The sequence below is a fragment of the Alteromonas salexigens genome (assembly GCF_025628895.1).
In the GTDB taxonomy this organism is placed as follows: Bacteria; Pseudomonadota; Gammaproteobacteria; order Enterobacterales; family Alteromonadaceae; genus Alteromonas; species Alteromonas salexigens.
The window spans coordinates 143,738-167,010 of the sequence record NZ_JAOTJC010000004.1; the positions used below are offsets into that span (position 1 = coordinate 143,738).

The 23,273-nt window shown below is 54.9% G+C and carries 16 protein-coding genes; 9 read left to right on the plus strand and 7 right to left on the minus strand.

From position 1 onward, the window contains the following. Positions 1–5 precede the first annotated feature (5 nt). Genes astA through OCL06_RS01820 form a run of 3 tightly spaced genes read left to right on the plus strand, consistent with a single transcriptional unit; the run spans position 6 to position 3,352 of the window. Positions 6–1,040, plus strand: a complete 1,035-nt coding sequence (gene astA, locus OCL06_RS01810; protein ID WP_262992033.1) for an arginine N-succinyltransferase — start codon at positions 6–8, stop codon at positions 1,038–1,040. A gap of 15 nt (positions 1,041–1,055) precedes the next feature. After that, positions 1,056–2,525: a succinylglutamate-semialdehyde dehydrogenase gene (gene astD / locus OCL06_RS01815; protein ID WP_262992034.1), complete on the plus strand. Its 1,470-nt coding sequence runs from the start codon at positions 1,056–1,058 to the stop codon at positions 2,523–2,525. A 20-nt stretch (positions 2,526–2,545) separates the two neighbouring features. Next, positions 2,546–3,352 carry a DUF1338 domain-containing protein gene (locus OCL06_RS01820; RefSeq protein WP_262992035.1) on the plus strand — a complete coding sequence of 269 codons (807 nt, stop codon included), beginning with the start codon at positions 2,546–2,548 and terminating at the stop codon, positions 3,350–3,352. Between the two features lie 79 nt (positions 3,353–3,431). Here the strand turns inward: OCL06_RS01820 and OCL06_RS01825 are convergent, their stop codons facing one another. Both OCL06_RS01825 and parC read right to left on the minus strand, forming a co-directional pair. Further along, on the minus strand, positions 3,432–3,974 hold the full coding sequence (locus tag OCL06_RS01825; RefSeq protein WP_262992036.1) for a heme NO-binding domain-containing protein: 543 nt from the start codon (positions 3,972–3,974) through the stop codon (positions 3,432–3,434). Positions 3,975–4,026: 52 nt separating this feature from the next. Then, entirely contained in the window at positions 4,027–6,318 is a 2,292-nt protein-coding gene (gene parC / locus OCL06_RS01830; protein ID WP_262992037.1) for a DNA topoisomerase IV subunit A, read from the minus strand. Between the two features lie 324 nt (positions 6,319–6,642). On the opposite strand from parC, the gene OCL06_RS01835 reads away from it, so the two are divergent. Beyond that, positions 6,643–9,732: a hybrid sensor histidine kinase/response regulator gene (locus tag OCL06_RS01835; protein ID WP_373318435.1), complete on the plus strand. Its 3,090-nt coding sequence runs from the start codon at positions 6,643–6,645 to the stop codon at positions 9,730–9,732. On the opposite strand, the gene OCL06_RS01840 is transcribed toward OCL06_RS01835, so the two are convergent. From OCL06_RS01840 to OCL06_RS01850, 3 genes are all read right to left on the minus strand, one after another. Continuing rightward, positions 9,721–10,419: a DUF2982 domain-containing protein gene (locus OCL06_RS01840; RefSeq protein WP_262992039.1), complete on the minus strand. Its 699-nt coding sequence runs from the start codon at positions 10,417–10,419 to the stop codon at positions 9,721–9,723. The two genes, OCL06_RS01835 and OCL06_RS01840, sit on opposite strands and share 12 nt — an antisense overlap. A 202-nt stretch (positions 10,420–10,621) precedes the next feature. After that, entirely contained in the window at positions 10,622–13,783 is a 3,162-nt protein-coding gene (locus OCL06_RS01845) for an efflux RND transporter permease subunit (RefSeq protein WP_262992040.1), read from the minus strand. Between the two features lies 1 nt (position 13,784). After that, the gene (locus OCL06_RS01850; protein WP_262992041.1) at positions 13,785–14,948 is read right to left on the minus strand and encodes an efflux RND transporter periplasmic adaptor subunit; all 1,164 of its coding nucleotides are present in this window, start codon (positions 14,946–14,948) and stop codon (positions 13,785–13,787) included. A 176-nt stretch (positions 14,949–15,124) separates the two neighbouring features. On the opposite strand from OCL06_RS01850, the gene OCL06_RS01855 reads away from it, so the two are divergent. From OCL06_RS01855 to OCL06_RS01870, 4 genes are all read left to right on the plus strand, one after another. Then, positions 15,125–15,778 carry a TetR/AcrR family transcriptional regulator gene (locus OCL06_RS01855; protein WP_262992042.1) on the plus strand — a complete coding sequence of 218 codons (654 nt, stop codon included), beginning with the start codon at positions 15,125–15,127 and terminating at the stop codon, positions 15,776–15,778. Between the two features lie 147 nt (positions 15,779–15,925). Next, a complete protein-coding gene (locus tag OCL06_RS01860; RefSeq protein WP_262992043.1) occupies positions 15,926–16,939 on the plus strand; it encodes an aspartate carbamoyltransferase in 1,014 nt (337 codons plus the stop codon). A 3-nt stretch (positions 16,940–16,942) separates the two neighbouring features. Then, on the plus strand, positions 16,943–18,223 hold the full coding sequence (hemL, locus tag OCL06_RS01865) for a glutamate-1-semialdehyde 2,1-aminomutase (RefSeq protein ID WP_262992044.1): 1,281 nt from the start codon (positions 16,943–16,945) through the stop codon (positions 18,221–18,223). 21 nt (positions 18,224–18,244) lie between these two features. Beyond that, positions 18,245–19,357: an adenylate/guanylate cyclase domain-containing protein gene (locus OCL06_RS01870; RefSeq protein ID WP_262992045.1), complete on the plus strand. Its 1,113-nt coding sequence runs from the start codon at positions 18,245–18,247 to the stop codon at positions 19,355–19,357. A gap of 38 nt (positions 19,358–19,395) precedes the next feature. Here OCL06_RS01870 and OCL06_RS01875 read toward each other — a convergent pair whose 3' ends face one another. Next, positions 19,396–20,313: a Dyp-type peroxidase gene (locus tag OCL06_RS01875; protein ID WP_262992046.1), complete on the minus strand. Its 918-nt coding sequence runs from the start codon at positions 20,311–20,313 to the stop codon at positions 19,396–19,398. Positions 20,314–20,444: 131 nt separating this feature from the next. Continuing rightward, a complete protein-coding gene (gene ggt / locus OCL06_RS01880; protein ID WP_262992047.1) occupies positions 20,445–22,130 on the minus strand; it encodes a gamma-glutamyltransferase in 1,686 nt (561 codons plus the stop codon). Positions 22,131–22,451: 321 nt separating this feature from the next. On the opposite strand from ggt, the gene OCL06_RS01885 reads away from it, so the two are divergent. Continuing rightward, complete coding sequence (locus tag OCL06_RS01885) at positions 22,452–23,273, plus strand: glycosyltransferase family 2 protein (RefSeq protein WP_262992048.1); 822 nt, start codon at positions 22,452–22,454, stop codon at positions 23,271–23,273.

The following is a 23,273-nucleotide window of genomic DNA, read 5'->3' on the forward strand; positions in this document are numbered from 1 at the left end:
CGAACATGAATATAATTCGCCCAATCACGAATGCGGATTACGCATCGCTGTATGACATTGCTGAAGAGTCCGGCATTGGCTTTACGTCATTGCCGGTCAACGACACCCTGCTGCACAATAAGATTGACCGTGCCGAAGCGTCGTTTAATAAAGCGGTCACACAGCCGGGTAACGAGTCGTACCTTTTTGTTATGGAAGATACCGCCACCGGTGAGGTGGTGGGAACCAGTGGTATCGAGGCGGCAGTAGGCCTGGATGACGCCTTCTATCACTATCACCTGGGCAAAGTGGTGCACTCTTCCCGGGAGCTGAAGGTACACAATACCGCAGAGATCCTCACCTTCTGTAATGACTACACCGGGGTGACGGAAATTTGTACCTTGTTCTTACGTGAACGTGCGCGAGGCGGTCTGAACGGCAGACTCCTGTCGAAAGTCCGCTTTCTGTTTATGATGGAACACCGTGAGCGCTTTTCAGAAACCGTCATTGCAGAGATGCGCGGCGTCAGCGACGACAATGGCAAATCGCCGTTCTGGGAGTGGTTGGAAGAACATTTCTTCTCCATGGATTTCCCTACCGCTGACTATTTATCAGGCATTGGTAATAAAGTATTTATTGCCGAACTGATGCCTAAATACCCCATTTACGTAAACCTGTTAAGCCAGCAAGCTCAGGCCGTTATTGGTCAGGTGCACGATAAAACCCGTCCAGCCCTGCGATTATTGCAGGAAGAAGGGTTTAGCTGCCGTGGCTACGTCGATATTTTTGACGCCGGCCCGACGGTGGAAGCGAATCTTAGCCATGTGCGTACCGCACAGGCCAGCCGCAAGTTACCCGTGGTGATTGATGACCAGACCGCTGCCCAGGGGCAGACATGCTATATCATCAATACCTCGGTGAAAGACTTCAGAGCCGTCGCCACCGAAATGACGGTCAGTGAAGAGCAGCAAGTCGCGGTATTGTCGCGTCAGGCAGCTGCGGCACTGAATATTAAGGAAGGTGACGCGGTCCGGTTCGCTCCGGTGAAATACAGTAACTAATAACAGGAGCCCTACATGCAAACTACACATTATATCAATGGTGAATGGCAAGCCGGTAAAGGCCACCCACTCACTTCAGTCGACCCCGCTAAAAACGAGGTTATCTGGGAAGGCGTTTCAGCGTCTCCGGACCAGGTGGATGCGGCTATCAGCGCGGCACGCGATGCAGCGCCAGAATGGGCTGCGAAAACCGTAGAAGCGCGGCTTGAAATCATTAAACACTACGGCAAGCTGCTGGAAGAAAACAAACCGGCACTGGCCAAAGTGATTGCCCGTGAAACCGGTAAACCTGAGTGGGAAACTGCTACCGAAGTGGCTGCCATGATGGGCAAAGTCGGCATTTCAGAGCGGGCTTACTTCGAGCGTACCGGCACCGTAGAAAACCCCATGCCAGTAGGTCAGGCGTTTATTCGTCATAAGCCCCATGGTGTGGTTGCCGTATTTGGCCCTTACAACTTCCCCGGCCACCTGCCTAACGGCCACATCATCCCTGCCCTGTTGGCGGGTAACACCGTGGTATACAAACCCAGTGACCTGACCCCGATGGTGGCCCAGGAAATGGTGAAGCTTTGGCATGAAGCTGGCTTACCAGCCGGTGTTCTGAACCTGATTCAGGGCGAAGTAGAAACCGGCAAAGCGCTGGCATCACATCAGGGAATTGACGGCCTGTTCTTTACCGGCAGTTCACGCACCGGCAAGATCCTGCACGAGCAGTTTGCTGGTCATCCGGGCAAAATCCTGGCACTGGAAATGGGCGGTAATAACCCCCTGATTGTGAAAGATGTGGAAGACACTGACGCCGCGGTGCACGACATCGTACAGTCAGCCTTTGTGACCTCTGGTCAGCGCTGCACCTGTGCCCGCCGTTTGTTTATCCCGAAAGGGGACAAAGGCGATGCACTGCTGGCGCGCTTCATCGAAGTGACCCGCAACATCAAAGTCGGTGACTACGACGCAGAAGATCAGCCGTTCATGGGTGCCATGATTTCTGCTCACGCTGCGAAGTTGATGGTCGATGCCCAGGCGGAGCTTGAAAAGGCTGGTGCCAATGTACTGGTTCGCCTCGAACAGCCAGACGAAAATAAGGGCTTCGCGACCCCGGGTATTATTGACGTCACCGACATACTGGCGTCATTACCGGATGAAGAGCACTTTGGCCCTATGGTTAAAGTCATTCGTTACGATGACTTCGATGCTGCTATCGCTGAAGCCAATAACACCAGTTTCGGTTTGTCAGCAGGGTTTATTGGCGACAATGAAGAAGATTACCGTTACTTCTTCCAGCGTATCCGTGCCGGCATTGTGAACTGGAACCGTCCTATTACAGGTGCCAGCAGTGCAGCGCCATTCGGCGGCATCGGCGACAGCGGTAACCACCGCGCCAGCGCTTACTACGCAGCCGACTACTGCGCCTACCCGGTAGCGTCTGTAGAGTTAGATAAGGTCACCCTGCCTGGCTCACTGACGCCTGGTTTGACGCTGTAAGCAGCACAAGGAGTTTGTTTATGCATAGCAACATTGACACTTTATTTTCCCATATGTGGGACGACTACGTGACTATTACGCCGTCTGCGCACAAGATCCACAAATTATTGCTGGGCGAAGAGTCAGGCGACGAAATTGTTAACGACCACGTGGCGTTTCGTACCTTCAAGCTGGATAAAACCCGGTTAGACAAGCTGGCCGCGCACTTTCTTGCCCTGGGCTATGAAGAGAAAGGCCAGTACGACTTTGAAGCGAAGAAACTGGATGCTAAGCACTTTGAGCATCCGGATGACACCCAGCCTAAAGTGTTTATCAGCGAGCTACGGGTAGATGAGCTGTCTGAACAGGCTCAGGAAATTATTCATAAGCTCGTAGGGCAGATGAACCCTGAGGTGGTCGAGGAAGATAACTTTCTGTACTCCGGCCGTCACTGGGACATCACCAAAGCCGACTACGATACTCTGTTAAATGAGTCAGAGTATGCGGCCTGGCTGGCAGCGTGGGGCTTCCGCGCTAACCACTTTACGGTTAGCGTTAATCATCTTACGCAAACCCATTCGCTGACTGACGTGAACACCCTGCTGAAAGAAGCAGGCTTTGTGCTGAATACATCGGGCGGTGAAATTAAAGGCGGTCCGGATGTTCATCTGGCGCAATCATCGACCATGGCCGACCGCGCAGATGTCGCATTTGGTGAAGAAACGCTGGCTATTCCCAGTTGTTTCTATGAGTTTGCCCAGCGCTATGAAATGCCCAACGGCAAACTTTATCAGGGATTCGTGGCGGCCTCTGCCGACAAAATTTTTGAAAGCACCAATGCCAAGTAACCCCGGATAAGCAGTCATCAAAAAGCCGCATTCATATGCGGCTTTTTTTATGGTTGAGAAGCGCCAGTACGCTAAAACGTCAGCGACACACCACCGTCAGACTGAACTGGTAGGTGTGAGGCTCTGAACAGGCGATAGTCTCGCGTTCAATGGCAGTGCTGTAATGGTCAGCTGCGGCATCCAGAAACCCCTCTGCCAGTGCGTACAGGTCGTATTTGGAACAATAACGCAGCCGCATGGCGTTATCAGTGCGGGAAAGGACCGTTACTTTAGGTAAGTCAGCATCCGGGTAAAGCTCGCGCACCTGGCTGTGAATATCGGTATCCAGGTACTCCAGCACCTCCAGCAAGGAATTGCGCCCGGACAGCACCTGTCCGTGCACTTCTACCAGCCGGTTAAACAAATAGTACCCAAAGTCATGCAACAGCTCCTCACTGCTTTTCCCGGTGTTGTCTTCAAGGGCACTAAGCACCTTCTGCATGTCAGTGAAAGGATATGATTTGTCAGCTTCAAACGAACCGGGGCTGCCGACACCGGCCGCGGCAAAAATCTCCTTCGCGTAATCGTCAGAGACTTTTTTTTCCAGCATATGGGCCATGGATCTGAATACCATACCTAGCATAGGTTTGCTCCTGTTGCAGTGACGGGCCCACGGTACCCGCCACGCCGATTAGTTAGTCACTGGTGCCGGCTGGCTCTGGGTCTTTGTTGGCCGGGGCGGCCACCTGGACACTGTCAACCCGCTGCAGGCCTCGGGGCAGTTTATTACCACGTCGTCCCCGTTCACCCTGATAATGCTCCAGATCGGCCGGACTGAGCGTCATACTGCGTTTGCCGGCGACAATTTTCACCGAGCTGTCCGCCGGCACCACAGCCAGGGCTTTGACGTATTCCTCCCGAGACTGGGATTTCGCCGACGGAATATTAATAAGTTTATTCCCTTTGCCCTTGCCCAGACTCGGCAGATCCCTCAGCGGGAACAACAGCATGCGTCCTTCATTGGACACCGCCAGACACCAATCGGTTTCAATGTGCATAACCGGCACTGGCTTTAATATTTTTGCTGCAGTTGGTAATGACAGATAGGCTTTACCGGCCTTGTTCTTGCTGACCATATCGCTGAACTTACCCACAAAACCATAGCCCGCGTCGGAAGCCATTAAAAAGCGTTGTTCGTCTGCGCCCATTAACACATGCTCGAAACGCTCGCCGGCTACGACGCTGAAGCGGCCGGTAAGCGGTTCACCCTGGCTTCGTGCCGACGGCAGCCCGTGGGCATCGCAGGCAAAGGTGCGTCCGGACGAGTCCATAAATACGGCGGGCTGATTGCTTCGTCCGGTGGCACTGGAGCAATAGTTGTCACCGGCTTTGTAGTTCAGTGCCTCGGCATCCACGTCATGGCCTTTGGCACACCGCGCCCAGCCTTTTTCTGACAACACCACAGTGACTGGCTCGGAGGGCACCAGCTCTTTTTCGGAAAGGGCTTTCGCCTCACTGCGCGCCACCAGCGGCGAGCGACGATCATCGCCATACTTTTCCGCGTCGGCCAGAATTTCTTTTTTAATCAGGGTTTTCAGGCGACGTTCTGAACCCAGCAGTTGTTGTAATTTATCCCGCTCTGCAGCCAGCTCGTCCTGCTCACCGCGGATCTTCATTTCTTCCAGTTTAGCCAGGTGACGCAGTTTCAGTTCCAGAATGGCTTCTGCCTGCGTGTCAGTCAGGCTGAAGCGCTGCATTAATTCAGGTTTGGGTTTATCGTAAGTACGGATGATTTCAATGACTTCGTCTATATTCAAAAACGCAATCATCAAACCTTCAAGAATGTGCAATCGCGCCAACACCTTATCAAGGCGGTACTGCAACCGGCGGGTGACGGTATCTTTTCGGTAAACCAGCCATTCAGAGAGGATGGTTTTCAGGTCTTTTACCTTGGGACGGCCATCCAGGCCAATCATGTTCAGGTTCACCCGGTAGTTCTTTTCCAAATCAGTGGTGGCGAACAGATGTTGCATAAGCTGTTCAGTATCCACCCGGTTGGAACGGGGGGTGATCACCAGTCGGGTGGGGTTTTCATGATCTGACTCATCCCGTAAGTCGCTGACCATAGGCAGTTTCTTAGCCTGCATCTGGCTGGCAATCTGCTCCAGCACTTTCGCGCCTGACGCCTGATGAGGCAGTGCGGTAACAATGATGTCACCGGCCTCTTCCATATACACCGCCCGCATTTTCAATGAACCACGGCCGGTTTCATAGAGTTTGGCAATATCTTCGCGGGGCGTAATGATTTCCGCGTCGGTGGGGTAATCCGGGCCCTGGACGATTTCCAGCAGCTCACCAAGTTCAGTGCGACTGTTATCCAGAAGCATGGCACAGGCATTGGCCAGTTCACGCACGTTATGCGGCGGAATATCGGTGGCCATGCCCACGGCAATGCCGGTTACGCCGTTTAACAAAATGTGCGGCAGACGGGCTGGCAGTACGCTGGGCTCCTGCAAGGTACCGTCAAAGTTCGGGATCCAATCCACCGTGCCCTGGGCCACTTCATTTAGCAATACTTCAGAAAAGCGCGACAGCCTGGCTTCGGTATAACGCATGGCAGCAAATGACTTGGGATCATCCGGTGCCCCCCAGTTCCCCTGCCCATCCACCAGCGGATAGCGGTAAGAAAACGGCTGCGCCATCAATACCATAGCTTCATAGCAGGCGGAATCGCCGTGGGGATGGAACTTACCTAACACATCACCCACCGTCCGTGCCGATTTCTTGTACTTGGCACTGGCGCTCAGGCCCAGGTCAGACATAGCGTAAATGATCCGCCGCTGTACCGGCTTAAGGCCGTCCGCGATATTCGGTAGCGCCCGGTCCATAATCACGTACATCGAATAGTTGAGATACGCGTCTTCGGTAAACCGGCGTAGCGGCAACTGCTCGATGCCGTCTCGATTAATTGTTATCTGATCGCTCATGGAGTCTGTTCATATTGTTATTTGCTACTACCAATGCCAGCAGATTGTCTGCCCCGGAAAAAACCGGGTATATTGACTGCGTGCGCGGTGGTCTGCCAAGCGGTATGCCCCCCCTGAGAAGGCACGCCCGTGGCGCTGACCTGCTTGCTATTGTGGGGCAATCCCTGCGTTAGTGCAATACGGCTCATTCGCCCTCGCCCCTACACCTTTGTACATTCCGGCAAAGGGGTGGTTTAATAGCAATTCGTCCTGACTGATTTGTATACCGACAACCACCCGATGCCTGCTATCCGAATTATCCTGGTGAGTATTTTGCTGCTATTCATGGCCGCACCTGCCTGCGCGGCCACCCCGCTAACCCTGTACAGCGGTCAGCAGGAAATCAGCCTGTACGAAAACTTCCGCTACCTGCCCGAGACGGGCAGCCCGTATACCATCAGTGACGTACAACGGCGCAAAAGCGACTTTATCCCCTACCCTGACGACAACCCCAACTTCGGTTTTCAGGAGGAAGCCTTGTGGCTGTATGTGCCGCTGAAAAATGTCAGTGGTATAGACGACTGGGTGCTTACCGTTGGCTTTAGCCAGCTGGATAACGTCGATTTCTATGTGGTGGCAGGCAATAAGGTGACCCAGAGCCATCAGGGTAAAGCGCAAAAAGAACAGTTATTTCGTATTCCCACCATGCGGATCCAGCTACCGGAGTCAACGCCGGTAGACGTCTTCGTACGAGTGAAAAGCAATTCGTCCAGCTTAATTGTGCCGCTCACCCTGCAGCCAGAAAGCATGCACAGTGCCTATGTACAATGGGACAGCATTCTGTGGGGGCTGTTTTACGGCGGCCTGGTTATTTTAGCCATATACAATCTGGTGTTGTACCTGAATGTGCGTGAGCCCAGCCTGGTTGCCTACGTTGGATATATTCTGGCGGTCATTTTGTGGCAGTTCATATGGGGTGGGCATGTCCACTTACTGGTCGATGACGGCTTGCCCCTGTGGTTCGTGGGCCATACCGAGCTTATCTTCATAATTATCGGCCTGTCATCCGGTATATTCACCATGACCTTCCTTGATACGCGGGTGCATGCGCGCCATGCCCACCCGATTGTGGTAGGCATGCTGGTGGCGCAGATCGGTGTAGCACTGATTTGTCTGACCGGCCTGCTTCCGCCGGTGTGGAAGAATAACCTGGTGTATGGTGTCGGCATGCTCGCTATCTGCAGTTATATTTATGCAGGTTTTGAGGCATACGCTAACCGTTTTCAGCCCGCCCGCTATTTTATCTTCGCCTGGACCATGCTGGCCGGGGGCGCCATCATTGGTATGCTGAGTCTGGTGGGGGTGCTGCCGTCCAATGCCTTCACTGCCTACTGTTTCCAGGTCGGGGTGTTTTTGGAAGCGGGGCTGTTTTCACTGGCGTTAATGGAGAAAAGCCGCAGTCAGCTGCAAAGCGAAGTGGAACAGGCCACCAATGATCTGCGCAACAACATGGAGCTCATTGAGGAGCAGAATGCGCGTCTGGATATTGCCCGTAAGGATGCCATTAAAGCCAGTAACGTCAAATCGCAATTCCTGGCCAATATGAGTCATGAAATCCGCACGCCACTCAATGCCATTCTGGGCTTCAGCCGTGAACTGACCCTGTCTGCACTGCCTACTGATCAGCAGGAACAAGTGCGCATTATCAGTACCGCGGCAGATAACCTGCTGAGCATTGTGAACGACGTACTCGACTTTTCTAAAATTGAAGCCGGCAAGTTACAAATCAACAACCAGCCGTTCTCGCCCAACCAGTTGCTGGAAGAGATGGTGACAATCATGTCGAAAACCGCGCACGGTAAACGTCTGGAGTTTGTATTTGAATTGCAGCCGCTGCCCGAAAAGCTGATTGGCGATATCTATCGTATTAAGCAGGTACTCAATAACCTGCTCAGTAACGCGCTTAAATTCACCTCGTCTGGCACCATCACACTGGCCGTCAGTGGCCGCGCCCTGCCTCACGGCATCCATGAGCTGAATATCAAGGTGAAAGACACCGGGATTGGGATCAGCCGTCAGGATCAGAAGAAACTTTTCAATGCCTTCTCGCAGGTGGATGATGCGCTGAACCGCAGTTATCAGGGTACCGGGCTGGGGCTGGTGATTTGTCGTGAACTGGTGCGACTGATGCGCGGTAACCTCACTTTGAAAAGTACCCCCAACGTGGGCAGCACATTCGAAGTGACTTTGCGAACCAACCAGCTTAGCCAGAAGTATTCACTGGGTCCGCATCCTGACTGGATCGGCAAGCAAGTGGTCATTTTCGACCCTGTTCCCGCTACCCGCATGGCCAGCGCCCGTTTGATGCAGCATTTAGGTGCCAGCACCACGTCGGTGGAATCACTGGCCTACCTGCGCACGCTGGATATGAACGCCGATTACCTGATGGCCGTCACGCCGGTTACCAAAACTGATAAACGGGATGAGTACCTGAGTGAACTGGTGCAGTTTTCGGCTAAGAAACGCATTCTGTGGTACTCCGGCGGTGAGCCTTTTAATCAGTACCCCAGCCTGACGCAGTATTTCCATTCGCAACTGCGTATGCCTATGTCACTGTCGAAACTGGATGACTTGGTTAACCACAAGATGAAGCCACAGCGTAATCCCATGCAGGATAAGATTGACGCGCTCCCGCGGGCACGGATCCTGGCGGTGGACGACATGGACATGAACCTCAAGCTGTTGGATACCTGGCTAAGTGACTCGCCCATCACCCTCACCACGTCAATGAGTGGCCAGGATGCGGTGAACTGCTGCCAGACCCACGAATATGATTTGATTCTGATGGACGTACAAATGCCGGGTATGGACGGGTTGCAGGCCTCACGGGCTATCCGTCAGACAGCGCTGAACCTGGGCACTCCTATTATTGCGGTCACCGCTCACGCGTTTAAAGAAGAGCAGGAAAAATTACTGGCATCCGGGATGGACGACTATTTGCCCAAACCCATAGAACTGGGCACCTTGCTGGATCTTATCCGGCGCTGGTGTCAGCCGGTGTCGGCACCGGCCATGGCGTTGCCTACGCTGGACTGGCAACTGGCATTAAAACGCGCCAATCAGAATGCCAATGCAGCGGAAGAGTTATTGCGGGACTTCACCAATCTACTGCCGGCCTCCGTTGATGTGATTAAACATGCCTGGGACGACCGCAATTACACCAGCCTGAAAGCCGAAGTGCACCGCCTGCATGGGGCGTGTTGTTACACCGGCTTGCCCAAACTTCAACATTTAACCAGTGAACTGGAGACCGCCCTGAAACTGGGGCAGCACTTCCTGGTTGCCGAACAGCTACCCGGCTTTATGGTAGAGGCGGAGTCCGTACTGGTCGCCGCCAGTGACCATCTGGAATCAATCACTACCTCATTCGGCTGACACGGCGTTCATTCGCGCTTCCTGACACTGCCGCATCAGGGAGGAAAACTCGGCTGGCGTACGATCCAGTTCTGATGCTGACACGAACACATCGAATCCTAATCGGCTGCGCAACTGAGTCATGCGATTAGCCAGCATGGCCTTGATGCCAGTCAACACCTCGCCATCACTCAGGGTAAACTGTTTGTCATCAAACATGGTCTCGCTGTAGCAACTGCCCGAGGGACAGTTGGCGTCGTCATTCTGAAACAACAGTGGCCGCTGCTCCATTAGCAGGTGGGTGGCGAGTCGCGGTGACACGCTGCGCAGAAACGGCGCATAATCTTTTATGCGAAAACCAATCGCTTCTAAGTCGACATGGTCCAGCCCTTTGCGCACCCGCGGGCAGTCAATGCGCTGCACATTGTCCCAGTCGAGGTGCCAGTTGCCCAGCCGGTGATGGTAATGAATAGCCTGCGGGGAGATTTCAATACTGTGGTCAGGTTCACGTAACTTAAACCAGCCTATCAGCAACGCTACAATAGAGGCACTGGTAAGAAACACCCCGGCCAGAAACAGCCAGTCGGGGGCCAGGGCCAGCCACATCGCGGACACTAACAAACCAGCCAGGCCTATCACCACGCTGGTGATGCCATTGCGCTTCGCGCTGGCGCGAATAAAAATAGGCTCAGACTCAGTTCCAGACATACAAATACACCACCAACATGATTACTGCCCACAGCACGTACAGCCGCACCCGATTACAAAACGGGCAGGAGGTTTGCCACCATCGCTGGTCGCGCCTGGGCTTGGAATTATTGCTTCGCATCTTAATCACTAGTACGAGCAGACAGACCGCATAGATTATACTGCTGCGCCGGCATGTACCAGCCGGTGGCCATGATAAAACTCAGCCAGCGAGAGTGCCGGGCGTTGCCAGCCCCGGCATACGCTGTGGTTGGCGGCGCTGGCGTTGGCGATGAAACAATGCTACCAGGGTGGGCGTAAATACCAGTGACAGCATGACTGAAAAACCCACTCCCCCAGCCAGAACCACAGCCAGCGGCGGCCAGAAACTGCCTTCGCTAAACAGCAGTAGTGGGATAAGCCCGCCGACGGTGGTGAAGGTGGTCGACAGTATGTGCCGGCTACAGCCCATGGTTTCTTCAACAATCGCCCGGGTTGCGCCTTGCCGGGCAGCAGGATTCGCATTAATTGCGGCGATCACCACAATTGAGCCATTTATAGCCACGCCAATCAAACCGGCCGACCCCAGTAAGGGGTTAAAGCCTACCGGCAACCCAGAAATCCACAAACTGGCCATGCCTAATCCCACCGAGAGCACCGCCACCATGCCAATGACCGACGCCATGCGCACACTCTGAAAGGTAAGTATCAGTGTGGTAAGCATGAGTACCAGCAGCACCGGCGCATAGGTGGCCAGCTGTCCCAGCGCCTGTTTTTGCTCATCAGCATCGCCCGCCATTTGAATACGGTAGCCGGCGGGCAACTGAATATGCTTATCAATAAGGTCCCGCAGCGCGTTACTGGCATCCACGGCAGGGATCCCGGGCAGCAGATAGCCCTGCACCCGGTTCACCCGCTCACCTTCCAGCCGCGTAATGCCGCTCAGACTGGGCATCAGTGCCAGGTCGCCAATGGCATGTAACGGCACCCAGCGGGGGGTGCCCGTTCCGTCCTGACTCATGACCGGCATGCCTGCCACTCCAGATATTCCGTTGCGTACGGAATCTTCGAAGCGTACACGCACCGGAATATCTTCGGTGCCTTCCAGTACCGAGCCACCGGTGCGGCCAGCCAGACTTTCCTGCAGCTGACCGGCCAGCTGCGCCAGTGACAACGAGGATAAGGTCGTAGTTTCACTGTCGGTGCGCACGGCCAGCTCCGGCTCCCCAAGGGTAATGGATGCCCTAGACTGAGTCACACCCGGCACCTGTGCCATCAGACCGCGCACTTGCTGCCCCAGCGCATTAAGCTGCGCCAGATCAGTACCAATCACTTTGACTTCCAGTGGCGCGTCGATGGGAGGCCCCTGACCGAACGCCCGAACCACAATCTGCGCCTCAGGATAGTCAGACTCCAGTTCCGCCTGCAGCGAGGCTATAAGCTGTGACGCGGCCCCGACGGAGGTTGCAGTCACCACAGCATTGGCAAAGTTGGGGGTGTTATCCCGTTTCATAATCTGGTTGTAATACACCGACGGCGCGGAACCGCCCACCAGCCACGTCACCTGCTTCACTTCCGCGCGGGCTCGTATTGCTTCATCAATGTGGCTGACCACCTTTGCGGTATGCTGAATATTGCTGCCGTCGCCTGTCCATACGTAAACTTCAAACTGGTCGCGATCGGCGCTGGGGAAGAACACGTTCGGCAGTGTGGATGACAGCCAGAACCCACTCAGGCACACCAGGATAATTACCGGCAGCACCAGCGCCGGCCGCTTTATCCAGCCAGCCAGTACCGCATTAAATGCCGCTGACAGCGCGGGGGTCTGGATGCCCTGCGCCCACCAGCGCGTCGATGTTTCACCGTTACGTGGCAGATAACGGGCGGCCAGCGCAGCAATTAATGTCAGGGATAAAAATAGTGAGCCTATCAGCGCCATCACCACACTGATGGCAATGGGACTGACGAAATCACCGATGTTGCCGTTCAGTAAAAAGATAGGCATAAAGCCCAGGATGGTGGTGAGTGTAGAGGCCAGCAAGGGCGCGAACAAATGCCGCACGCTGAGCGTAAGTGCCTGTAAGCGGCTGTTATCAGGGTTCTGTAACTTAATACGAATTTCATCGGTGATCACGATGGCGTTGTCTATTAACAGGCCGATAGCAATGATCATCCCGAAAATAGACATCTGATGAATTTGTTCGTTGTAAAAACTCAGTGAAAACAGCGCAAACGACGCACACAGCGGCAATGCCAGACCCACTATCCACGATGCCCGCAGGCCCATAAATACCAGAATCACCAGCATGACCACCATACACCCCATGACCAGGTTTTCGGTGAGGCCGGATAGCCGCTCATTGGTATACTTGTTCTGCTCAAACACCACATTGGCGGTCATGGAGCCGGCGAATTCAGCATTAAATGCCGACACCGCCTCCAGCGCCTGTTCTGTCCATGCATCGACTCGCACGGTGGTTTGCATTCTGGCCGCCACAAACACGGTTTGCTGACCGTTATGCAACGCCATATCCTGAACCGGCGTGCGCCAGCTTCGCGCTACGCTGGCCACGTCACTTACCCGCAGATAACGGCCATCGTCATTTTGCAGGGGCACGTGTCCTACCATGCTCACCCCATCCAGGGCGCCGCGCATATCCAGACGCAGTTGCTGCGCCTCGGTGTATAAGGTGCCTGCCGGTAATTTAGGGTCGGCGGCGGCGATGGCCTGGCTGACTTGCAGAATGCTGAGGCCGGTGGCGGCCAGTCTGGCCGGAGCAACAGTGACAGCAATCTCTTCCTGCGGCGCGCCATAAATACGCACCAACTCGGTGCCGGGTACGCTACGAATACGATCAGCCAGTTCATCAGCCAGCCGTGCGGTGACCGTGATGGGTGTAGTATCAGGATATACAGGGGTAAGCGACAACAATAACGTAAACGCGGTTGCGCCCCGCTTTTCATCAAAGACAGGCGCTGCTACCCCGGCCGGAAACGCGCTGGCGGCGGCATTCAATGTATCGCGGATCTCACTGAACAACGCATCGTTGTGGGAGTTCTCTATCCAGTCCTGGGTCTCCAGGGTAATAATGGAGATCCCCGCCCTCGACGTAGAGCGTATTTCTTTAATCTCGTAAATTTCACGCAGTCGGTCTTCCAGTACATCAGTGACCAGCGCCTCCACGCGCTCCGCGGATGCGCCCGGGTACTGGGTGATCACCAGCGCATTGCGGGTATCGATACGGGGATCTTCAAGCCGGGGGAGAGTAGACAGGGCCGACAACCCGGCCACCAGCACAATTATTAAGCTGAGCGCCAGTAAGTGTCCGCGCCGGTAGAATACCGTGTACCAGGGGCCAGCGGCGCTGTGGTGTGGTTCGGTCATATCAGAGACCTGCTACCGGTGTCGGGCGCTTGGTCACCGACACTGACTGACCGGGGGCCAGCCGGTGGGTGCCCTGGGTGACAAACTCGTCACCGTCCGCCACCGCACCGCGAATAAAGGCACGCTCTCCGTCGGTATAAATCACTTCCACGGTTCTGGCTTCCAGCTGCAATGGTTGCTGGTCATCCTGACTGACCACGAACAGCCGCCACAAGCCGCGCAAACCGTTACTGAGTGCGCTGACCGGCACCCAGGCACCACGTTCGCTACGCTCAGTGGTGGCCAACATACTGACCATATCACCGGGCATGGCACCGGCATCCGCCGGTAAGGCTACGAGAATATCAATTGTGCGGGTGGCGCGGGCCCGGGTTGCCAGACGTTGGGTAACAGTGGCATCTACCACCGACTCGTTTACCTTTACCCGCAAGGTGGTGCCCGGCGTAGCTGCCAGCGCAGTGTCCGCAGGTAGCGCAAAGCGCACCTGTAGCGCCTCCCGGCTACTCAACCTGACGACCGGCGTCCCCGCATCGACCACCGTCCCACGGTCCACATAGCGGGCGGTAATGGTGCCTGCGAACGGCGCTTCCAGACGCGACTTATTCCGTTCTACCTGCAACGACTCCAAGGCCGCGGCCACCTCTGCAAGCTGGGCGTTGCTGGCAGCCAATCGTGCCTTGGCCTCGTCCAGACGTTGTGCGGACTCAACCTGTTGCGCTGTTAGCGTGCGTAGCCGCTCCACCGTCAGCTCTGCCAGTCGGGCATCTGCTTCGGCGCGGGCCAGGGTAGCCTGCAACTCGGCTTCCCGGGCGTTCAATCGCGCTAAATCCAGTGTCGCCAAGGGCTGACCGGCAGTGACTTCGTCACCTTCCTCAACATTCATGCTGGCCAGCAGGCCGCTGCGTTCAAAGGCAATATCGGTGCGCTGGGGCGACTCAACCAATCCGTATACCGGCACCGGCATGGCGAACCCCTCCTGCAGGTGCAACGACTGAGTGGTTACCTGAGCAGTTTTCTCGCCGAGGTTGTCAGTGACCGCCTGCCCGTTCCCGGCTGACATCAGCAGCACCACGAGCGCCACGAACGTGCCTGCCAGGCCCAGCCAGAGCTGCCCCATTTTCTGTACCGGCCAGAAGCGCTGGGAAGAGATAGCGAGTTTTACCATGTATTGTTGTCCTGAACGACACCCACCCCAGCCAGCTGAGGGCAGGCGGCATGTCGCACGTTAATTATTCATCATATGCACAGCAGCTTCTGTACATTGTGTGGTTGGGCCAGTATGCTAAATTATAAATACTAGACCGTCTAGTTTGATAATTAAAGTTTCAGCAGGTGTTTGTTGTGTCAAAAGTCATTACGCCCCGGGTCGGGCGCCCCAAAAGCGAGCAGAAACGCCAGCAGATTTTAACGGCTGCCAGTGAATTGTTTCTGCAGGAGGGCTTTTCAGGCACGTCGATGGATAAGGTCGCGCGTCACTCCGGGGTGTCTAAACAAACCGTATACTCGCATTTTGACAGCAAGGACGCCCTATATGTGGCGGCCATTGAAGCCAAGTGCCGCACGTATGAGCTGGACCCGTCACGTCTGGCAGACAGTAATACCTGTGAGTTACCGCTGAGTGAATGTCTGCAACAGGTCGGCGTGCAGTTTATGCGCCTGTTTCATGATCCTCAGGTTATCGCTATGTATCGGGTAGTCATTACTGAGGCCACCAACAACCCACATGTGGCGGAGCTGTTTTACGAAGCAGGACCCAAAGCCAGTATTGACGTTCTCGCCCGGGTATTCGAAAAAGCCAGTGACCAGACTCTGCCGCCGGCAGAGGCCCGTCAGCTGGCCATTGATTATTTCGGCTTACTGAAGGGGGAGTTTCACATTCGCTCCCTGTTTGCGCTGGCCTCCCCCATGAGCGAAACCGGGATAACCCAGCATGTCCGCCAGGCGGTACGCAAAACGCTGCGGCTGTATGAGGCCGCTTTGCCGTCGGCCACATAACGGTTTACGGCATTACCGGATGTTTACCCGCGGGCGCAGCACCGTTTGTGCCGCACACATTAATTGCGCCGCCACAGCCATAACGCATTACAGTATCCGGCCTTTTTGCTAAACTATGCGGCGATTTCAGTTGGCAATGAGAAGGTCATGACAGAATTTACCGGCAACCATATTCTTTCGGTTAATCAGTTCGATCGTGATGCAATAGAAAAAGTGTTCTCTGTGGCGCACTCCATGGAGCCTTACGCCCGACGTGAAAAGCGTACCACGGTGCTCAATGGCGCGATCCTGGGCAACCTGTTTTTCGAACCAAGTACCCGAACCCGGGTAAGCTTCGGTACGGCCTTTAACCTGCTGGGCGGGGAAGTCCGCGAAACCACCGGCATGGATAACTCGGCGCTGGCCAAAGGTGAGTCGCTGTTTGATACCGCCCGGGTGCTAAGCGGCTACTCTGACATCATTGCCATGCGCCACCCGGCAGCCGGGTCGGTCAGCGAATTTGCAGAAGGCAGCCGGGTACCGGTCATTAACGGCGGTGACGGGGCCAATGAGCACCCGACACAGGCGCTTCTCGACCTGTTCACCATTAAGCGTGAGCTGAATTACCACGGCGCAGGAATAGACGGCCTGCACATCGCCATGATCGGCGACTTACGCTACGGGCGGACCGTGCATTCCCTGTCTCGTCTGCTTTGTCTGTTTAAAAATATTCGCTTTACACTGATTTCACCTGCCGAACTGGCCATGCCACAACCCATTGTGGACGCCATTAAAGATGCCGGACACCAGCTGACCATCACCGATCAGCTGGAAGGCAATATGGATGCGGATATCTGCTACCAGACCCGCATTCAGGAAGAGCGGTTTCCTTCGCAGGAAGAAGCCAACCGTTACCGAGGTAAGTTTCGCCTGAATCAGGCAATTTACACCCGTCATTTTCAGTCAAAGACCGTCATCATGCATCCGCTTCCCCGGGACAGCCGTATGGAAGCCAACGAATTAGACATCGATCTCAATGTGAATCCTAACCTGGCGATATTCCGGCAAACCGACAACGGCGTGCTGGTACGCATGGCGCTGTTTGCGCTTACGCTTGGGGTGGAAGATCTCGTCTCAAAATACGAACGTGATGTCGTTTGGCACAGCAACAAGAGCAGTTAAACCATGCAGAAATCTGAAGCCCTCTTCGCACGCGCACAGAAAACCATTCCTGGCGGCGTAAATTCACCGGTCCGTGCATTTAAAGCCGTAGGTGGAACCCCACGCTTTATTGAAAAGGCCGACGGTCCCTATATCTGGGATGCCGACGGCAAGCAGTACATCGACTACATTCAGTCGTGGGGCCCGATGGTTTTGGGTCACAATAACGACGCCATCCGTGAGGCAGTCATTAAAGCTGCGCACTCTGGCCTGTCGTTCGGTGCTCCTACCGAAGCCGAGGTGTACATGGCTGAAAAGGTCAGCGCCATGGTGCCTTCCATGGAAATGGTAAGAATGGTCAACAGTGGCACGGAAGCAACTATGAGTGCTATCCGCCTGGCGCGGGGCTACACCAACCGGAACAAAATTGTAAAGTTTGAAGGTTGCTACCATGGTCATGCCGACTCTCTGCTGGTAAAGGCCGGCTCAGGTGCACTGACCCTGGGCGTGCCCAGCTCCCCCGGCGTCCCCGCTGACGTGGCACACCACACACTGACGGTAGAGTTTAATAACCTGGACAGCGTGCGGGAAGTGTTTGAACAGCATGGCGACGATATTGCCTGCATTATTACCGAGCCGGTGGCCGGTAACATGAACTGCATCCCGCCGGTGGAAGGCTTCCTGCAAGGTCTGCGCGCGATCTGTGACGAATACGGCAGTGTACTGATTTTTGATGAAGTCATGACCGGTTTCCGGGTCTCCCGGGGCGGCGCGCAGGAGCGCTATAATGTGATGCCTGATCTAACCTGTCTGGGTAAGGTCATCGGCGGCGGTATGCCGGTAGGCGCCTTTGGTGGTCGTCGTGAAATTATCACCCACATTTCACCCACCGGCCCGGTATATCAGGCCGGTACGCTGTCGGGTAACCCGGTGGCAATGGCGGCCGGTCTGGCGGCCCTGGAGCAGCTTCAAGCTGAAGACATGTATCCGTCTATTTTTGCCAATACCCAGGCATTGCTAGACGGCATGGCAGAGAAGGCTAAAAAACATGGTGTGCCCTTATCGACGAATATCGCCGGCAGCATGTTCGGTATTTTCTTCACTGAGGTAGAGCATGTCACCAACTATCAGCAGGCTATCAACTGCAACGGCGAGCAGTTTAAAAAGTTCTACCACGCCATGCTGGATGAAGGTGTGTATCTGGCCCCGGCATCCTATGAGGCAGGCTTCATGTCGAAAATGCATGATGAAAGTATTGTCGCTCGCACGCTGGAAGCCGCTGACAAGGCCTTTGCCCGTTTATAACTGTCAGCAGAGCGCAATAACGTGACCCTCACCACCTGGGTATTACTGTCAGCAGGACTGCTGCTGGCAGCGTACAGTGTAGTGGTCACCGCTATTTTGGTGGGCCGGCGTGGCTCCTCTTCGTCACAGCAATGTGCAGACAGGCTGGTATGCCGCTCTGCCCAGCTGTCGGCAGAAGAAAAAGCCCGGCATTACCAGCAGCAGGCCGATGAAGCCATGCGTCTCAGTCACACGTTTCAGAAGTTCGTGCCCCGCCAGTTTGTGGATCACCTTGCCAAACAGGGGTCACAGCACCTCGAGCTGGGTCATGCTGACGAAGATGAGGTGGCTATTCTGTTTTGCGATATTCGGGGCTTTACCGGCTTATCAGAACAGATGACTCCACAGGAATTGATGAACTTCCTGAACTCCTATTTTCTGCGCATGAATGGCCCCATTCACCAAAACCGTGGCTTTATCGACAAGTTCATCGGTGACGCAATTATGGCGTTATTCGATCATCCCGGCGGCATGCCTCAGGATAAAGCCAGAGACGCGCTGCATGCGGCAATCGATTTGCGCAAAGCCCTCGCAATATATAATCAGCATCGCAACAACAGCGGGTACTCTGCCATTAACGTGGGAGTGGGCATTCACTTCGGTCCGGTGATCCTGGGCACCGTAGGCTCAGACGACAGAATGGATACCACGGTGATCGGTGACAGTGTGAATATCGCCTATCGTCTGGAGTCACTGGCGCCGCGCTACAATGCGGATATTGTGGTGAGTGCCCAGCTGCTCAGTACCGTGCAGAGCAGTACAGGCTTTACTACGCGCTTACTGGACTGGGTGCGGGTCAAGGGTCGCCAGGCGCCTATCGAAATTTATGAAGTGTTGGATCATTTACCGCCGTCAGAGCGCGAACAGCGTCTGGCCAGCAGTGAACATATTGCCGCCGGGGTGCGCTGTCGTAAACTGCAGCAATGGGATAGTGCCATCGAACATTTCAATGCCGCGCAAGCGGCTTTTCCCAACGACGTAGTGACTGCTCATCATCTGGCGATGTGTGAAATATACCGGCATCTGGACTTACCGACAGACTGGGATGGTGCGCTGTCAGCAGACTTAACCGCCGGGATGTCTCATCACGGTTAGACCCGTTTTTCTCCAGATTTAGAGGGGCTGGCGGCCTTCTAGATCTTCGCTTGTTTCTTAATAAAACTCACCGATGGCGCAAAGAATGCAGCGCCGGTTTCGGCACTGGTATAATCCAGCCAGCGATCATAATCACCGTCACCGGGGCCGTATATCTGACTGTGCAGCATGGCTTTAAACGGCTGGGAACTCGCCCCGCAGCTGACAAAGAATAACCCCTGCTCCGCCATGTCACCATACGGCATGCCCTGTTTCAGAAGACCGGGTAGTTTATCCTCCGGTGCTTTAGCACTGGCTCGCACACAATGCGAGGAGGGGTTTTGTTCCGGGCTGGGCAGATTATGTTCCTGGGTCATGCCCATAATCTGTTCCTGCTGACGGGACGACAACGCGTGCCAGCGACGTAAGTCATGGCGGTAGCGCTGCACGTGAATGTAGCTTCCACCCGCAAAGTCACTGTCCTGCTCTCCGATAATGGCGACTGCACGCCGCTGCATGCCCCTGGGGTTATCGGCGCCATACAGAAAGCCATTGAGATCCCGGCCATCCAGATACCGGAAGCCGCGTACCTGTTCCACCAGCTCAGTATGAATGCGCAGCAGCTCTGTCACTTCAATGCCAATAGCATGACAAATGTCCAGCCGGTCGGCACGGATCTGAATAAACAGGTCACAGGGCATCACTGGTGCACTGCGATCTTCACACTGCATATCAGGAAACGGGGTCAGCTCTGTGGGAATGAGCCCCGGGTATAACTCAGGCCAGTAATTGGCTCCCACGGCAATCATGCCGGTGACCATGGCTTCGTAATGCTCGTTTTCGTAATGATCGAATATTTCCAGGACCCGCGCTAATTTCGCTCGCACCGCCTGGCTGTCATCGTCAATGACGTTAAGCAGTAAATATTGCGCATGCAGGTTGGGCTCAGCGCAAACGCCTTTTTGTGGTTGCGTCATCCGTTTCCGTGTATGCCCGGTGGGCTGTTGTTATGGTAATTCCCAGGTTCAGCGTACCGTCATCACACCTGACTGCCCGCCCGGTTGGCGGGCGTCATGCGGTAAACGGTTTGCCTACAAGTAAGTGTGGCTTAATAGCCTGCTGCTTGTCCATCTTTTCGGCTTTCTGAGGCGCCAATATAGACTTTTTGTTTCGGATCCCAGCCAATCGCCTGATAACCGCCATATACTCCCAGGCGATTCTCCAGCGTGTGCCCACGCTCCAGCAACTCACGGCGAACCTTCTCGTCGATTCCCGATTCCATGGTAACCACGCCCCCGTCCAGCATCAGCGCCCCGGTGGGGCTGCTTGAGCCGGCGTGCAGAATGCGTGGCGCGTCGCCCGCTTCTTGCAGATTCATCCCAAAATCAATCACGTTAACCAGAATTTGCGCATGCATTTGCGGCTGGGTAGCGCCGCCCATGACGCCGAAACTTAAAAAGGGTTTACTGTTACGGGTAACAAACGCCGGAATAATGGTATGAAAGGGCCGCTTACCCGGTGCATATTCATTAAAGTGGTTATCCTGCAGAGTAAATAATTCGCCCCGGTTTTGCAGGACGAAACCCAGCCCCGGCGGGGTCATCCCTGATCCCATCCCGCGATAGTTACTCTGGATGAGCGAGACCATGTTGCCCGCTTCATCCGCCACTGTAAGGTAGATAGTGTCACCTTCGTAAACGCCGGCGTCCACCCGGGTAGCGGCTTTGTTCGGGTCGATTAACTGCTGGCGCTTGGCGGCGTACTCTTTGGAAATTAACCAGTCTACCGGGATATCGTTAAATGCCGGATCGGCATAGAATTTTGCACGATCTTCAAAGGCCAGCTTTTTTGCTTCCACAAAAGTGTGAATGTAGTCGGCCGATCCAAATCCCATACCTTCAATGTCGTAACGTTCCAGAATATTCAGAATTTGCAGCGCTGCGATCCCCTGGCCGTTAGGGGGTAACTCGTACACCTGATACCCCCGATAATTGGCGGAGACCGGCTCCACCCATTCTGAAGTATGGGAGGCCAGGTCGTCATAGCTTAAGAAGCCGCCCTGCTCCTGCACATAGGCGGCCATGGTGCGGGCAATGTCCCCTTTGTAAAACGCATCCCGGCCACCGGTGGCAATTTTTTCATAAGTGGCTGCCAGCGCGGGATTTTTGAACACTTCACCTTTGCGCGGTGCCCGCCCATGGGGCATAAAGACATCAGCGAACCCGTCGTACTCACCAATTCTATCCACGTTCATTTGCCAGTAATACGCCACCATTTCGCTCACCGGGTGGCCGTTGCGGGCATATTCGATAGCCGGGGTAAGAATGGTGGTCATGGGCAGCGAGCCGTACTTTTCATGCAGCTCAAACCAGCCATCAACGGCACCGGGGACTGATACCGGCAATGGGCCAAACGAAGGGATTTTATTCATGCCCTGCTCAGCAAAATGCGCTTTCTTCAGGGACTTCGGGGAGCGACCCGAGGCGTTCAAACCCGTCAGCGCCTGTTTTTCGGCATCCCATACAATGGCAAATAAGTCGCCACCAATACCGCTGCCTGTGGGCTCAACCACCCCCAGCACGGCATTCGCTGCTATCGCAGCATCGATGGCATTTCCGCCCTGCCGTAATATGTTCAGCGCCGCTTGCGTGGCCAGCGGTTGACTGGTTGCTGCCATGCCATGCTGAGCCAGCACTTCCGCGCGACTGGCGAACATTTCACCGGTGATCCGGTCGTAAGCTGCTGCACCACCCGCCCACAGCAGTGCCACCAGTGTGATTACTCGAAACCCCATCATTCCCACCTTACTTTATTATTTGTTACAGCATAGCGCGGCACCGGCACACAGAGAAGCACTCCCTCGCCTCGCCAATGACCGCATTGCGCCAAAATAGTGCAATCCGCCCTGAAACATTCTTTTTCATGCCCCTACCCTTGCTGCAACTCATCCTCTTAAGGTGTTGATTTTAAACCTTACTTTTGGAAAGTGCACCTTGCCCTGCTACATCTCTTACGGTGGCCTGAAATTCGCTTATATTCATCACGGTTTGTAAACACCACCGCTAACACAGAGAACGCTGTGGTTATGCCGGTGTCCCCCGGGAGGAATTTAGAAATGCAACCGACCTTCAGTGTAGTCACCATTGTTAAAGACAGGGTGCCACAACTTGCGAATCTGATTGCCAGTATTGAACAGTCCAGCTACCAGCCCAGTGAAGTGATTGTGGTGTGGATGCGCCCGCCCTGTAAAGCTTCCCTGCTCACCAGTACCCGTTTTACCCTGATACACAAATTTGTAAGTGGTGAGACACTACCTATAGCCAAAGCACGTAACCGCGGCATCACCGCCTGCTCCAACTCCACCTTTGTGTATGTAGATGTGGATTGCCTGGTGGCGCCCACCTTGTTTGAACACATGCTGGCAGTATGCGAACCAGGCTCGCTGGTATCCACACCGGTGGCGTATTTGCCCTGTGTACCGACTCAGGTGAATTATGCCGACCTTGCCCGCCAGGCCTCGCCCGCCGGGCTGGGCGCCGCCACCGGGCGCAACTTCTCCACCCGGGCCTTTGCCATGCAACTGGATGACTTTCAGGCGGTCGGCGGGTTCGATGAGCAATATATTGGATACGGTGTCAGCGACGCTGACTTTGCCACCCGGTGTGAACAGCACAAGCTGGTATTTTTACAGGTACCACAGGGTGTGTTGCATCAGTACCATGAGCGTTTCGATCCGCCGGTAAATCACTTATTCGACATTGTAAACAACGCCGCGTCTTACCGGGCGCGCTGGGGCAGTTACCCCATGCAGCATCAATTGGAAAAGTTCGCGCAGGCTGGCTGGATAAATGCTGACTTCAGCGAGACGGGATTACGAATATGCCGGGTGCCTACCGCGAAAGAAATGCAGCAGTTCGTTAGCGCCGCCGTCTGTTAA